This is a genomic window from Shewanella sp. KT0246, from assembly GCF_019654955.1.
GTDB lineage: Bacteria > Pseudomonadota > Gammaproteobacteria > Enterobacterales > Shewanellaceae > Shewanella > Shewanella goraebulensis.
Genome location: NZ_BPEV01000015.1, coordinates 1 through 14,444 on the forward strand (window position 1 = coordinate 1; position 14,444 = coordinate 14,444).

Annotated in this window: 11 protein-coding genes and 1 rRNA gene; 1 reads left to right on the forward strand and 11 read right to left on the reverse strand. The window is 42.4% G+C overall.

Features of this window, described 5'->3' with window-relative positions; translation table 11 throughout:
• The 3 genes from K5Q58_RS09060 to K5Q58_RS09070 form a co-directional block, all read right to left on the reverse strand.
• Positions 1–109: ribosomal RNA gene (locus K5Q58_RS09060) — 16S ribosomal RNA — on the reverse strand; the annotation flags it as partial.
• A 613-nt stretch (positions 110–722) separates the two neighbouring features.
• Complete coding sequence (gene secA / locus K5Q58_RS09065) at positions 723–3,443, reverse strand: preprotein translocase subunit SecA (protein WP_220753618.1); 2,721 nt, start codon at positions 3,441–3,443, stop codon at positions 723–725.
• A gap of 58 nt (positions 3,444–3,501) precedes the next feature.
• Positions 3,502–4,401, reverse strand: a complete 900-nt coding sequence (locus K5Q58_RS09070; protein WP_220753619.1) for a M23 family metallopeptidase — start codon at positions 4,399–4,401, stop codon at positions 3,502–3,504.
• Positions 4,402–4,428: 27 nt separating this feature from the next.
• Here K5Q58_RS09070 and K5Q58_RS09075 point away from each other — a divergent pair, with 27 nt between their 5' ends.
• On the forward strand, positions 4,429–4,881 hold the full coding sequence (locus K5Q58_RS09075; RefSeq protein ID WP_220753620.1) for a DUF721 domain-containing protein: 453 nt from the start codon (positions 4,429–4,431) through the stop codon (positions 4,879–4,881).
• Between the two features lie 5 nt (positions 4,882–4,886).
• On the opposite strand, the gene lpxC is transcribed toward K5Q58_RS09075, so the two are convergent.
• The 8 genes from lpxC to murD form a co-directional block, all read right to left on the reverse strand.
• Complete coding sequence (gene lpxC, locus K5Q58_RS09080; RefSeq protein ID WP_220753621.1) at positions 4,887–5,807, reverse strand: UDP-3-O-acyl-N-acetylglucosamine deacetylase; 921 nt, start codon at positions 5,805–5,807, stop codon at positions 4,887–4,889.
• Between the two features lie 205 nt (positions 5,808–6,012).
• Positions 6,013–7,194: a cell division protein FtsZ gene (ftsZ, locus tag K5Q58_RS09085; RefSeq protein ID WP_220753622.1), complete on the reverse strand. Its 1,182-nt coding sequence runs from the start codon at positions 7,192–7,194 to the stop codon at positions 6,013–6,015.
• Positions 7,195–7,220: 26 nt separating this feature from the next.
• Complete coding sequence (gene ftsA, locus K5Q58_RS09090; protein WP_102526855.1) at positions 7,221–8,456, reverse strand: cell division protein FtsA; 1,236 nt, start codon at positions 8,454–8,456, stop codon at positions 7,221–7,223.
• On the reverse strand, positions 8,457–9,269 hold the full coding sequence (locus K5Q58_RS09095) for a cell division protein FtsQ/DivIB (protein ID WP_374758490.1): 813 nt from the start codon (positions 9,267–9,269) through the stop codon (positions 8,457–8,459). It lies immediately after the preceding gene.
• A 103-nt stretch (positions 9,270–9,372) separates the two neighbouring features.
• Positions 9,373–10,815: a UDP-N-acetylmuramate--L-alanine ligase gene (murC, locus tag K5Q58_RS09100; protein ID WP_220753623.1), complete on the reverse strand. Its 1,443-nt coding sequence runs from the start codon at positions 10,813–10,815 to the stop codon at positions 9,373–9,375.
• Between the two features lies 1 nt (position 10,816).
• The gene (gene murG, locus K5Q58_RS09105; protein ID WP_220753707.1) at positions 10,817–11,905 is read right to left on the reverse strand and encodes an undecaprenyldiphospho-muramoylpentapeptide beta-N-acetylglucosaminyltransferase; all 1,089 of its coding nucleotides are present in this window, start codon (positions 11,903–11,905) and stop codon (positions 10,817–10,819) included.
• Positions 11,906–11,913: 8 nt separating this feature from the next.
• The gene (gene ftsW, locus K5Q58_RS09110; RefSeq protein ID WP_220753708.1) at positions 11,914–13,128 is read right to left on the reverse strand and encodes a cell division protein FtsW; all 1,215 of its coding nucleotides are present in this window, start codon (positions 13,126–13,128) and stop codon (positions 11,914–11,916) included.
• Complete coding sequence (gene murD, locus K5Q58_RS09115) at positions 13,115–14,440, reverse strand: UDP-N-acetylmuramoyl-L-alanine--D-glutamate ligase (RefSeq protein WP_220753624.1); 1,326 nt, start codon at positions 14,438–14,440, stop codon at positions 13,115–13,117. Before murD ends, ftsW begins: the two co-directional genes overlap by 14 nt.
• Positions 14,441–14,444: the final 4 nt, after the last annotated feature.

The window sequence follows — 14,444 nt, forward strand, 5'->3', positions numbered from 1 at the left end:
CGCCGCTCGTCAGCAAAGAAAGCAAGCTTTCTTCCTGTTACCGCTCGACTTGCATGTGTTAGGCCTGCCGCCAGCGTTCAATCTGAGCCATGATCAAACTCTTCAATTAAAGTTTTTTGAAACATTCGAAAATGCTTCGGCTCAATGAATTCTGATTACATTATGCAGACTCGGAAGAATCTACATCCTGTTTGTTACATATTGCTATGAACACTCATCGTTACATTGATAATAATTTTGATTGCCACCTAAGTGACAATTTCGATTAACTCAACACCTGTGAGTGTCCACACAGATTACTTGATAAATTGTTAAAGAGCGTGGAATCAATTTTTCAGACTCCGCCAGTAGACGCTAGGTCGTTGGCTTGGGATGCGTATTCTACGCAATTCCCTTTTCGCGTCAAGTCATTTTTAAACTTATTTAAAAACTATTTTCAGCGTCACTTTACAGTGAACTGATTTGGCGTGTAACCCATGCTAGTGCGTGGTTTGCCGTGTCAGTGGATGCGCATTATAGGCAGATTCTGAAACACCGCAAGGGCTTTTTTCAATTAATTTCATTTATTTTAAAAGTTTCTATTTAGCCACAAGCTAACCACTATTAATCCACAATGTTATCCACAAACCAATCCCTAACGCTTGTTTCTTATACTATTTTGCAGATATAAAAAAAGCAGCTATTGATAGCTGCTTTTAGAAAATGCGCTTAGGAAAGCTAAATTAAGTTAGTTTGCCATGGCATTGCTTGTACTTTTTACCTGAACCACATGGACAAGGATCATTACGTCCAACTTTTTCCCCATCACGAATAACCGTTCTTGGAGCTGCCGCTTCGGATTCAGTGTTATCAGTTAATGCTTCTGACGCTGCATGTTGATAATCGCGTTGAATTTTAGCTTCTTCATCGCGACGGCGCTGCTCCATTTCGTCAACATCTGATTGAGCCTGTACTTGAACCTTAGACAATACACTGATGACATCGAGTTTAAGTGACTCTAGCATTTGCTGGAATAATTCAAAAGATTCACGCTTATACTCTTGCTTAGGATTCTTTTGCGCATAACCACGTAAATGAATACCTTGACGTAAATGGTCCATCGCTGCGAGATGCTCTTTCCAAAGGCCATCTAGCGTTTGCAACATAACCGCTTTTTCGAATTGGCGAAGTACTTGTGCACCGACCATTTCTTCTTTAGCTTTATATGCATCACTCCAACTCGTTACAATTCGCTCACGTAACGTCTCTTCATGTAAGTCATCTTCAGTATCTAACCAATTCTGAATTGTCAGTTTAAGACCGTACTCTTGTTCAAGGCGTTGCTCTAGACCTGGAATGTCCCATAACTCTTCAACTGATTGTCGAGGAATGTACTGATCGATTACAGTGCTAACAACATCTTGCTCAATGTTTGAAATAGTATCTTCGATACTTTCTGCATCCATCAACTCATTACGTTGTGAGTAAACAACTTGGCGTTGGTCATTTGCAACATCATCATATTCAAGTAATTGCTTACGAATATCGAAGTTACGCGCTTCAACTTTACGTTGAGCATTTTCAATAGCACGTGATACCCATGGATGCTCGATGGCTTCGCCTTCTTCCATACCCAGTTTTTTCATCATGCCCGTTACTTTATCTGATGCAAAGATACGCATTAAGCTATCTTCCATTGATAAGTAGAAACGTGAAGAACCCGCATCACCTTGACGACCAGAACGACCACGTAATTGGTTATCAATACGACGCGACTCATGACGTTCAGTACCAAGAATATGCAGACCACCAGAAGCGATTACAGCATCATGACGCACTTGCCATTCAGCTTTGATACGCGCTATTTGATCTTCAGTTGGGTTATTAAGTGCTTCGACTTCAACTTTCCAGTTACCGCCTAACACGATATCGGTACCACGACCTGCCATGTTAGTTGCAATCGTTACCGTACCGGCACTACCAGCATCAGCAACAATTTGCGCTTCTTTCTCATGGAATTTCGCGTTTAGTACAGAGTGTGGGATCTTAGCTTGCTTTAATAACGTTGCTAATAGCTCCGACTGCTCAATCGAAACTGTACCCACAAGTACAGGCTGACCACGCTCACGACAACCTTTAATATCGGTAATAATAGCATTGTATTTTTCAGTAGCAGTTAGATAAACCAAATCAGCCATGTCATTACGAACCATCGGCTTATTAGTTGGTACTACTACTGTATCAAGTCCGTAAATGTGCTGGAACTCAAATGCTTCAGTATCAGCGGTACCTGTCATACCAGCTAACTTCTCGTATTGGCGGAAGTAGTTTTGGAATGTAATAGACGCTAACGTTTGGTTTTCGTTTTGAATGTTTACACCTTCTTTAGCTTCTACAGCTTGATGTAAACCTTCAGACCAACGACGACCTGGCATTGTACGACCAGTGTGTTCGTCAACAATAATCACTTCACCATCTTGAACAATATAATCTACATCGCGTTCAAACAATGTATGAGCGCGAAGTGCTGCATTAACGTGATGTAATAAAGAGATGTTGGCAGCCGAATAAAGTGAATCACCTTCGTTTAATACGCCAATATCGATAAGTAGTTGTTCTACCTTTTCTTGTCCACGTTCAGTGAAGTGAACTTGTTTTGCTTTTTCATCAACGCTGAAGTCACCTTCACCAATCTCATCTTCGGTGTCTTCTTTCTCTTGGACAATAAGATTTGGAATTAGCGTGTTTACTTTGATGTATAGCTCAGAACTGTTTTCAGCAGCGCCTGAAATAATTAGCGGTGTACGCGCTTCATCAATCAAGATTGAATCGACTTCATCGATTAGTGCATAGTGAAGTGGACGCTGAACTCGCTCTTGTGGCGAAAACGCCATGTTGTCGCGAAGGTAATCAAAACCAAACTCGTTGTTAGTACCATAAGTAATATCTGAGTTATACGCTTCTTTCTTTTCAACTTGGCCAAGACCTGCGACGTTAATGCCGACAGTTAAACCTAGAAATTCAAAAAGAGGACGGTTATTTTCAGCATCACGGCCAGCAAGATAGTCATTCACTGTAATAACGTGAACACCTTTACCCGTTAAACCATTTAAATATGCAGGAAGTGTTGCGGTAAGTGTTTTACCTTCACCCGTTCTCATTTCAGCGATACGGTTACTATCTAGCACCATACCACCTAATAATTGGACGTCGAAATGACGCATTTCGAATACACGCTTTGATGCTTCACGAACTGTAGCAAATGCTTCAGCCATAATAGCTTCTAATGTTTCACCATTTTCTATGCGCTGACGAAACTCTTCTGTTTTTGCTTTTAGTTCGTCATCAGTCAGCTTTTCATATTCAGCTTCTAATGCATTAATCTTAGTTACAACTTTACCAAGGCCTTTCAAGGTACGGTCGTTACGACTGCCGAATACTTTTGTCAGTAATTTGCCTAACATCTTAATCACTTATCTCTTGTAGGTTGAGCTCAAATGAGCGACTTAACCGAAAATGTTATTAACTAGCCTTGCGATACACGAACTTTCTTGGATCTATTTGCTGTCCGTTTCGCAACACTTCGTAATGCACGTGGGGACCGGTCGACCGGCCTGTGCTACCCATACTGGCAATTTTATCGCCTTTGGCAACGACGTCACCTAGGTTTACTGACATAGATTTATTGTGCCCATAACGAGTGCGAAGACCATTTCCATGATCAATTTCCACAAGCCCGCCATAACCAAGCATATTTCCTGACCATGTAACTACGCCTGCAGCAGTAGCAATCACATCGCCGCCTTCCTTGCCCGCAAAATCAATGCCTTTATGCAATGTTCTACGACCATTAAAAGGGTCATTTCGTAAACCGTAGGGCGAAGATAACCAACCTTTAACGATTGGTCGCCCTGATATATAACGTTCTTTATCTATATGGAGATTAGTTGCCACTGTTTCAAGTAGTGATAACTGAACATTATTATTATCAATTCTGGAGGCCAACTGTGACATGTCATCTAACAGTTGGTTTAATTCAACACCTGCGCCTATTTCACTTAACCCACCGACACCCACTTCGGTAGAAAAATCGAACTGATCTTCAAGTAAATTATTTTCGGCAACTTGCTGGCCTAACGCCTCAAGACGAGTAACGTTAGCTTGCATACGCGCGACGTGGGCAACTAAGGTGCTTAATTGTGTTTCTGTCGCTTTTTTGAGATTAATGACTTGTTGTTTTTGCTGTTCGCGCAATTTCTGATTTTCATCAACTTTGGTTTGCTGCGCAGCAAAACGATCAGCACTCTGCTGGTAAAGACCAGTTCCTGCCGCCACTAAAAGGATAGGTAGAAGTAACCAACGTTTGCTAGGATGCCAACGCGTTACTCCATTTCGACCTTGAATAAAAACTGTTACACTCATAGCCTAACTCAGCCATCTTATTATCATATGAAAAAGCCCCCTCAAGATCTCAGTAGATTACTACATCAATCGGGAACATTACCGGAACTCGCTGAGAAAGCAGAACTGTTAAACCAACTGAATAACTACGTTAAGCAGTGCTTAAATGGTCCTGTTAGTGAACAGCTAAAAGTCGCTAATCTTCGTCAGGGTGTTCTTGTTATTGAAACTACTTCGGCTGCATGGGCTGCTAGAATAAATTTCCAAAAGACCAAACTACTGCAACAACTTCAGGAAGAAACGCTTCCAATGCTTACCGCTATAGAGGTTAAAGTCAACCCAGGGATAGCAATTACGCCAAGTAAAGCACCAACTAATTATGCAAAAATCAGCCCTGCAGCTGCACAACACCTGCAGTCATTGGCTGATCACGTAGAAGGTTCTCTTGGCGAAAAACTAAAACGGCTGGCTGCATTAGCCAGCCGTAATAGGCAATCTTAATATTTTTACGCTAAAGATACAGCGCCTGGCACCATGAAACTAAGTGGTACATCAACTTCATTCTCAAAGCTGACCAATTCCCAAGCTTCTTGTTGTGCAAGTAATGCTCTAACCAATTGGTTATTTAAAGCATGACCTGTTTTATATGCACAGAACTCACCAACAATGGCATGTCCTGCTACATATAAATCACCAAATGCGTCAAGAATCTTATGCTTAACAAATTCGTCCTCATATCGCAGACCGTCAGGGTTAAGGACACGATATTCATCAAGCACAACAGCATTTTCCATGCTGCCACCTAATGCTAAATTGTTAGCACGCAGGTATTCGATATCTTGCATAAAGCCGAACGTTCTAGCACGACTAATATCTTTAACAAAAGCAGATGTTGAAAAATCCATCACCATATGTTGTTGACTGCGCGAAATTTCAGGGTGATTAAAGTCAATTTTGAAATCAACTCTGAAGCCTTTGAATGGCTTTAACTCTGCCCACTTATCACCGTCTTCAACGCGAATAGTTTGATTGATTTTGATATATTTTTTAGCTACCGATTGTTCTTTTATACCCGCGCTTTGCAGTAAAAAAACAAACGGACTTGCACTGCCATCCATAATCGGGATTTCAGGAGCATCAACTTCGATAACAGCGTTATCTATGCCAAGGCCTGCAAGTGCTGCAAATAAATGTTCGATAGTAGAAATGCGAACACCTTCATCATTAACTAATGCCGTACACATAGTTGTTTCACGAACAAGATGAGCCTTTGCAGGAATTTCCACTGCAGGGCTTAAATCTGTACGTCTAAGTACGATACCAGTGTTGACAGGTGCGGGCATAATGCACAGAGTTACCTTGTTGCCGGAATGCAATCCGACACCAGTACTCTTCACCATTTTTTGAACAGTTCTTTGAAAAATCATTCAGTTACCCGTTTTAATCACTTTTAAATAAACATTCTTGAGCTATATATACTGAGTATACCCAGTAAGCTGAGGCGGTATACTACCATAAAATTGTCTTTTCACAAAAAAACACCCTTTACAGTCTTTTTATCCGCCTCTACTTACATAAGCAACATTTTATCAACATCTTAGGCTTTCTAGATTTTCATTTTACTATCAGCAACTAATCAGCTTGCTTACGTAAAAATGCTGGAATATCTAAGTAATCACCGTCAACTCGTGCTGCAGGTTGCGCTGCTTGCTGAGGAGCAGGAACAGCGTTGCCTGTAGGTGCAACATAGCTTGATGCTACATTTTGCTCTTCAACTGGCTCAACTTTTGTCTCAACAACTGGAGCAGGCTCTGGGCGTGAAACAGGCTTAGTCACTAATTGGATATCAGGCTTTTTCTCAGCGCCAATACCTGTAGCAACAACTGTTACACGTAACTCTTCACTCATTTCTGGATCAATCACAGCGCCAACAACCACTGTTGCATTATCAGATGCATAAGCTTTAACGTGATTACCCACAGTTTCTAGCTCTTCAATACTGATGTCCATACCTGCTGTGATGTTAACTAATACGCCGCGCGCACCAGCTAGATCAATATCTTCAAGTAATGGACTTGCAACAGCCGCTTCAGCAGCTTCTTCAGCACGGTCATCACCAGTAGCAACGCCTGTGCCCATCATGGCATTACCCATTTCAGACATTACCGTTTTAACGTCGGCGAAATCCACGTTGATTAAACCAGGACGAGTAATTAACTCAGCAATACCCTGCACAGCGCCTAATAAAACATTGTTGGCTGCAGCAAACGCATCCAGTAGCGAAGTACCACGACCCAATACTTTTAGTAACTTTTCATTTGGGATAGTGATAAGCGAATCAACATGCTTTGCAAGTTCAGCAATACCTTGATCGGCAAATGTCATGCGCTTCTTGCCTTCAAAAGGAAAAGGCTTAGTTACAACTGCAACGGTTAAAATACCTTCTTCACGAGCAATCTCAGCAACGACAGGTGCAGCACCAGTACCAGTACCACCACCCATGCCTGCAGCGATAAAGACCATATCCGAGCCTTTAATTGCAGCGCGGATATTTTCTTTATCTTCAACAGCAGCTTGGCGACCTACATCAGGGTTTGCTCCAGCACCTAGACCTTTAGTGACATCACGTCCTAATTGAATCGTAGAGCCAGCACCTGACTTGCGTAATGCCTGAGCATCCGTATTCGTTACGATAAACTCAACACCTTCGATGCTGTGTTTAACCATATGTTCGACAGCGTTACCGCCACCACCACCGACGCCGATGACCTTGATCACCGCTTCGTCATTATGTGTGTCCATGATCTCAAACATTGTCTGATCTCCGTTAGTCTGCGTTATTAAAATTCACCCTTAAACCAGCTTTTGACCCGATTCAAAAGACTGGTAACCCCTTGACGTTCAGGACGTTCGAACTGACGTTCGATAACACGTCTGGCGCCATAATGAAGCAGCCCTATTCCAGTAGAATAGACAGGCTGATCCACGTATTCATTTAACCCTTTTACTGGTAGCGGTGAGGCTACCCTAACTGGCATGCCGAAAGTCGCTTCAGCAATATCAACAGCACCTGTTATAGATGCTGTACCGCCTGTTAATACTATGCCTGCGGCTATTTGATCTTCTAAACCACAGTCAGTTAATTCTTTTAATACCAGTTCAAATAATTCCTGATATCTTGGCTCAACCACTTCCGCTAATGTATGACGAGACATACTCCGTGATGGTCGCCCACCTACTGAAGGCACTTCAATGCTGTCTTCACGGCTCACCATTGAGCTTCTTGCACTGGCAAATTGCACTTTTATCTGTTCAGCATGAGTTAATGGTGTTCTAAAAATCTTAGCGATATCACTGGTCACTTGATTACCAGCAACCGATATCACGGCACAATGTCTCAATGCACCATTGGTATAAACAGCAATATCAGTGGTTCCGCCACCAATATCGACAATACACACACCTAAGTCTTTTTCATCATTGGTCAATACTGAATCAGCAGAAGCAATACCAGAAAAAACTAAGTCATCTACTGTTAAGCCACAACGCTCAACACTCTTGGTGATATTTTTTGCCATATCATTGGCACAGGTGACAATATGAGCTTTCGCTTCCATTCGCATACCTGACATACCGATAGGGCTTTTAATACCATCTTGAACGTCAATTGAATATTCTTGCGGTAACACGTGTAAAATCCGTCTTTCTGTCGGAATTTTTACCGACCGCGCAGTATGAATAACATTATCAACGTCTTCTTGTGTCACTTCCTCATCGTTAATAGACACCATGCCATTTTCGTTCTGACATGCGATGTGCTTACCTGAAATACTTAAATACACTGATGATACTTGGCAATCGGCCATTAACTCAGCTTGATCTAGTGCTCGTTGCACACTTTTAACGATAGAGTCCAAATCATTCACGCCACCTTTGTCCATCCCACGTGAAGGGTGATTGCCTAAACCGACCACGCTAATCTCACCATCAGGCAGTACTTCACCAATGATCACTGCGACCTTGGACGTACCAATGTCTAAGCCTACGATAAGATTTCTTTCCTGATTCTTGGTCATTTAGTGTCGACTCTCTGTTTTAGTATCGTCCCAGCCAACGGCGACTCCGGTGTCATAGCGCAAATCGATGGTTGCTATTGGCTTTTGATTGCGTGTTATTTCAGGGTAAACATTAATAAATCTTTGTATTCTAGACATTTTATCTTCTCTACCTAGTTCAAGCAGAATGCCGTTATCTAACGTTGCATGCCATGCATGCCTTGGGCTTAAACTTAAACTTGCTAGCTTAAATCCATTAATACTTAATAAATCAGACAATTGCTGATAACTAGTTAACACTTCAGAAGACATTTCTTCTGGGCCTGAAAGGAGTGGCAAACGCTCGATACTTTCATGAGGTTGCGCCACAAAAACTTCACCATTAATGTTTAACCAATCATCGCCATTCCAATGAGCTACAGCATGTTGCTCTTGCAAAGTAACCTTAAGCTTTGCAGGCCACTCTCGTCTTACAGAGGCATGATAAACCCAAGGTAACGCCTCTAATGCTTGCTGCACTTCACCTACATCGGCACTAAAAAAACTACGTTCCATCAATGCCTGCAAAGCCGCTTGAATTTCAGCATCTGAGGTATAAACTCGCTCACCTTTTATCGCGACAGCATCTATTGGCAATGCATCGGCATCATTAAGCAGTACATTTAACTTCAAACCTGCCCAAACTATTGTGAGCAATACCGTCAATAAAAACAGCAAACCTGTATACAAGTACCAATTGACTTCACTCAAATGGCCTTTCAGTTGGCGAGCTTTATCACTCCACGCCACAGTTAATGCAACTCCAAACTGTACACTGTCACTTTCATTGGGCAATCCACCATTATATCTAGCATACTGACGGTATTAAAGCTTATATTTACAAACAGTTATAATATAAAATTCATTCATCAATTATTAGCATCCGCCAGTTTGACAATTACTTATCGAAGCCTAAATTACTCGATGACAATAACTTCGACAATGCACCGATATTACCTGCACCTTGGGTCAGCAATAAGTCACCCTCTTGCAGCACATCTGGCAATACATCAGCTAATAGTTCAGGTGATGCCACAAAAATCGGGTCGACCTGCCCACGTAATCTAATTGAGCGACACAAGGCTCGACCATCTGCGCCAGGTATAACGCTTTCGCCTGCAGCATAAACATCTAGCAACAATAGGCCGTCAACTTGCGATAACACTTCAACAAAGTCTTCGTACAAGTCACGTGTTCTACTAAAACGATGTGGTTGATATGCCATAACTAAGCGTTTATCAGGCCAACCAGCTCTAGCCGCTTTAATCGTTGCTAATACTTCGCTTGGGTGATGGCCATAATCATCAACCAACATCACCTTGCCATTCGGAGTATCAAACTCACCAAGATGTTGGAAACGTCTGCCAATACCCTCAAACTCTGCTAACGCAGCAACGATAGCGTCATCAGCAATATCATCTTCACTGGCAACAGCAATGGCCGCTAATGCATTTAACACGTTATGCTCACCAGGAAGATTCAATACAATATCTAAATCTTCACGGTTTTTACGGCGAACACTAAACTGACTCTGATGTCCCACTTGTTTAAAGTTAAGTGCTTGAACATCAGCAATATCACTAAAGCCATAAGTGACAACTTGTCTGCCCACTCTTGGCATTATCTCTTGAATGACTTCATCATCGATACACATCACAGCAACGCCGTAAAAAGGCAAGTTATGTAAAAAGTCCACAAAGGTGGTTTTCAACTTTTCAAAATCGCCACCGTACGTGTCCATATGATCAGCTTCGATGTTAGTGATAACACTAACCATTGGCTGTAAGTGCAAAAAACTTGCATCGCTCTCATCTGCTTCGGCAATCAAATAACGACTGGTACCTAAACGTGCGTTGGTACCTGCACTATTTAACAAACCACCAATAACAAACGTAGGATCGCGCTCAGCTTGACCATAAACGCTAGCAATTAAACTGGTTGTCGTTGTTTTACCGTGAGTACCAGCAATAGCTACACCATGACGATAACGCATCAACTCTGCTAACATTTCAGCACGGCGAACGATTGGAATTCGGCGCTCTTTTGCTGCAATAATTTCAGGATTTTCTTTATCAATTGCGGTCGAAACCACGACAACATCAACGTCTGCAACACTTTCAGCCTGATGACCAATAATGATCTTCGCACCTAAACTTTCTAATCTTTCGGTAACACTGTTAACAGCGATATCTGAGCCACTGATCTGATAACCTTCGTTAACTAATACTTCGGCTATCCCGCCCATACCAGCTCCGCCTATGCCGACGAAATGGATTTTCTTTATCCTTCTCATCTCTGGGATCATGGTGCGTAATTGGGCATACTTTTCTGTTTTAGTCATTTCAATCCTTTCGTGCTAATTCAGCACAAATACTCGCTACACGTTGGGTTGCATCTAACACTGCAACACTTCTGGCTTGTTGCGCCATCTCTAAAACAACGTGTCTTTCTTCAGCAAAAAGGGTTAACTTCTCGGCTAAATTATCTGCGTTTAATATGGTTTGCGGTAATAAAAATGCCGCACCGGCTTCTACTAATACTGAAGCGTTTTTTGTTTGATGATCGTCAACCGCATGGGGATATGGCACCAAAATACTGGCTCTACCCACTGCAGCTAATTCAGAAACGGTTAATGCTCCTGAGCGACAAACCACAACATCGGCCCAGCGATAAGCGGCTTCCATGTCATCTATAAATTCTGCCACATTGACACTGGCCGCTTGACCCTTGTCTTGATAGTGACTTTTCACGGTAGGCTCATTTCCTTTACCTACCTGATGCCATACCGTAATCGAGTGTTGTTGGCTAAGTTGCCCTACAACATCAGGCATCACATCGTTAAATATCTTTGCACCTAAGCTGCCACCCACCACTAATACTTTTAATGCGGTGTCGTCACATACCTTTGCAGTTTGCCCTAACTCGATTAACTCTTGTCGAATCGGATTACCCACTACCTCGGAGTTCGTCGCTGGTAAAAAGGTATTCGGAAACGCACATAGCACTTTGCTAGCGATTCTTGATAACAACTTATTTGTCATCCCCGGTATCGCATTTTGCTCATGCAATACTAATGGGATGCCTGAAATTCTTGCTGCGACTCCACCTGGACCACTAGCAAAGCCACCCATGCCTAAAATTACGTCCGGCTGATATTCATTGATAAAAGCCTTAGCTTGCATGATGGAGCGTAAAATTTTATATGGCGCAGCGAGCTTTCTAATGATGCCATTGCCACGCACGCCCTTAATATCAATGAACTCAATATCAAAACCGTGTTGAGGCACTAAACGCGCCTCCATTCTATCTGCTGTACCTAACCAGCGTACTTGCCAGCCTTTTTTAGCTAGCGCTTTTGCTACAGCTAACGCCGGGAATACATGTCCACCCGTGCCGCCAGCCATCACCAATAATTTAGGTGCATCTGTCATATTAGGGCTCATTTTTTTACTCTCCCTTGCACCGCTTGTGTCAAACTTAACCGCCTTTCATAATCTATGCGTATCAACAGCATCACCGCTGCAGTCATTACCCACAAGCTACTGCCGCCATAACTAATAAAAGGTAAAGTCAGTCCCTTTGTCGGCAACATGCCAATACTTGCGCCAACGTTTACAACGGTCTGAAAACAAATCCAAATCCCGATACCGTAAGCTAAATAACTTTCAAATGGACGCTGAATACTCAAACATAAATTGCCCAGTCGAATCGCTCTAAACGACACAAAAAACAACACAGTTAATACACAAACAATGCCTACAAAACCTAACTCTTCGCCTATCACTGCAAAGATAAAATCAGTGTGAGCCTCAGGCAGGTAAGACAGCTTTTGAATACTGTTACCCAAACCTTGACCAAATATATCACCGCGTCCATAAGCCATAAGAGACTGTGTTAACTGATAACCACTACCAAATGGATCTTCCCACGGGTCTAAAAATGACGTGACCCTTCGCATACGGTAAGGCTCAAACACCACTAAGAATATAAAAGAGCCAACACCAAAAATCATCAAGACTAAAAAGTCTAAAATTCTTGCCCCAGCAAGGAACAACAAGCTGACTGTACACACAAATAATACAACGACTGTTCCCAAGTCTGGCTGTGCCAAAATCAATAAAGCAAACAGCGTAAAGACAATAATAGGCTTAATAAAACCCCTGCTATTTTCTCTAAGCTCACCATGTCGGCGAACTAAATAGCCGGACATATAAATAATAAAAACAAACTTGGCTATTTCAGCTACTTGGATTCTAACGGGTCCAACAGACAACCACCGTGTTGCACCGTTTACCGTTGTGCCGACCACTAACACGGCAACCAACATGAGTAATACCAGCAACACTAAATAAGCGCTGTAACGCTCCCAAAACTTCAACTCTATGTTCAGTACTGCGTAAGCAATAATCCCGCATCCCATTAGATATGCCACATGGCGATAAATAAAATGAAACGGGTTCTCTGTCAGCTTTTGAGCTTCTGGCATAGAAGCCGACATCACCATCACAAAACCAAAGGCAATAAGTCCTACAACTGCTACAAACAAGCTGCGGTCATAAAGCTGATCGCCTGGCGACGTTTCAGATAATATATCTGGCCAAGACCTCTTTAGGACTTGTTGGAATAAGCTCAGTTGCTGCTCACCCCTCGCCATCTTCAATCTGCTCCACTAATTGTTTAAAGTGATGACCTCTTTCCATGAAGTTCTTGTACATATCTGTACTGGCACAAGCTGGAGATAATAAAACGATATCGCCTGAAAAGGTGATTTCAACCGCTTTAGCTACTGCCTCTTCAAGACTGTTAACTGAAATACTATCTGCTTTTAACGCTGCGATTTTAGGGCCGTCTTTACCAAAGGTAATAACTTGCGTGACATTGCTTAATGAAGATTCCAGCTCTTTAAAGTCTGCGCCTTTACCTTCACCACCGGCGATTAAAATCAAATCACCTAAGTGATCACTTAGTCCATTCAATGCAGCAACGGTGGCGCCAACATTGGTTGCTTTAGAATCATTAATATAAGTGACACCTTGCTTAAGGCCTACCATTTCACATCGGTGCTCTAAACCAACAAAGTTTGATGCAATCTCAATCATGAAGCTCTTATCAATGCCACAAGCATCTGTTAATGCCATAGCTGCTAACAAGTTAGCTTGGTTATGGCTGCCGATTAAGCTGACTTCATGTAAATTCATGATTTCGCTTTCACCATGCAATATCTTGCCGTCAGCAATGCCCCACTCATCTCCTTCAGGAACACCTAAACCAAAAGTGTTTTGGTTTGTTGGTTCATCAGGAAACGTCAGCTGATCGTCACGGTTGAACATGACAAAACGGCTTTGCTGATACAAACGTAATTTTGCAGCGCGATAGGAATGGATGTCGTGGTACCTATCCATATGGTCTTCGCTTATGTTCAAGCAAGTGGCAGCGATACAGTTCAAGCTATGGGTTGTTTCTAATTGAAAGCTCGATAGTTCCAAGACAAAGTATTCTGCGTCAGTCGTTAATAAATCCAATACTGGGATACCAATATTGCCGCCGACAGCAACTTTTTTACCTGCTGCTTCCAATATGTCGTAAACAAGCGTAGTCACAGTGGTTTTACCGTTTGAGCCGGTAATTGCAACAACACAAGGCGCTCTATCTGCTACTGCTTGCGCAAACAGCTCCACATCCCCAATAACTTCAATACCCATATCAATCGCAGCGCGAATTTCTGGAGTATCAACTGCGATGCCTGGGCTTACAATAATTTGTTTCGCTTGCACTAAGTAACGACATACAAATCCGCCTGTAAGCAACTCAACATCAGGAAAATCCTGCGCTAACGTTTCTTGTCCAGGTGGCGCTCGTCTGCTATCCATCACCAATGGTGTAATACCTTGGGACATCAGATAACGCACAACAGATAAACCTGTTGCACCTAACCCCAAAACAATATGTGAATAGCTTGATTGCATTGCT

What these genes read in the sequence shown, in the direction of transcription:
- ftsW (WP_220753708.1), bottom strand. Translation starts at nt 13,128, where the DNA reads ATGGCGAGGGGTGAGCAGCAACTGAGCTTATTCCAACAAGTCCTAAAG.
- K5Q58_RS09070 (WP_220753619.1), bottom strand. Translation starts at nt 4,401, where the DNA reads ATGAGTGTAACAGTTTTTATTCAAGGTCGAAATGGAGTAACGCGTTGG.
- lpxC (WP_220753621.1), bottom strand. Translation starts at nt 5,807, where the DNA reads ATGATTTTTCAAAGAACTGTTCAAAAAATGGTGAAGAGTACTGGTGTC.
- murG (WP_220753707.1), bottom strand. Translation starts at nt 11,905, where the DNA reads ATGACAGATGCACCTAAATTATTGGTGATGGCTGGCGGCACGGGTGGA.
- K5Q58_RS09075 (WP_220753620.1), top strand. Translation starts at nt 4,429, where the DNA reads ATGAAAAAGCCCCCTCAAGATCTCAGTAGATTACTACATCAATCGGGA.
- murD (WP_220753624.1), bottom strand. Translation starts at nt 14,440, where the DNA reads ATGCAATCAAGCTATTCACATATTGTTTTGGGGTTAGGTGCAACAGGT.
- murC (WP_220753623.1), bottom strand. Translation starts at nt 10,815, where the DNA reads ATGACTAAAACAGAAAAGTATGCCCAATTACGCACCATGATCCCAGAG.
- ftsZ (WP_220753622.1), bottom strand. Translation starts at nt 7,194, where the DNA reads ATGTTTGAGATCATGGACACACATAATGACGAAGCGGTGATCAAGGTC.
- ftsA (WP_102526855.1), bottom strand. Translation starts at nt 8,456, where the DNA reads ATGACCAAGAATCAGGAAAGAAATCTTATCGTAGGCTTAGACATTGGT.
- secA (WP_220753618.1), bottom strand. Translation starts at nt 3,443, where the DNA reads ATGTTAGGCAAATTACTGACAAAAGTATTCGGCAGTCGTAACGACCGT.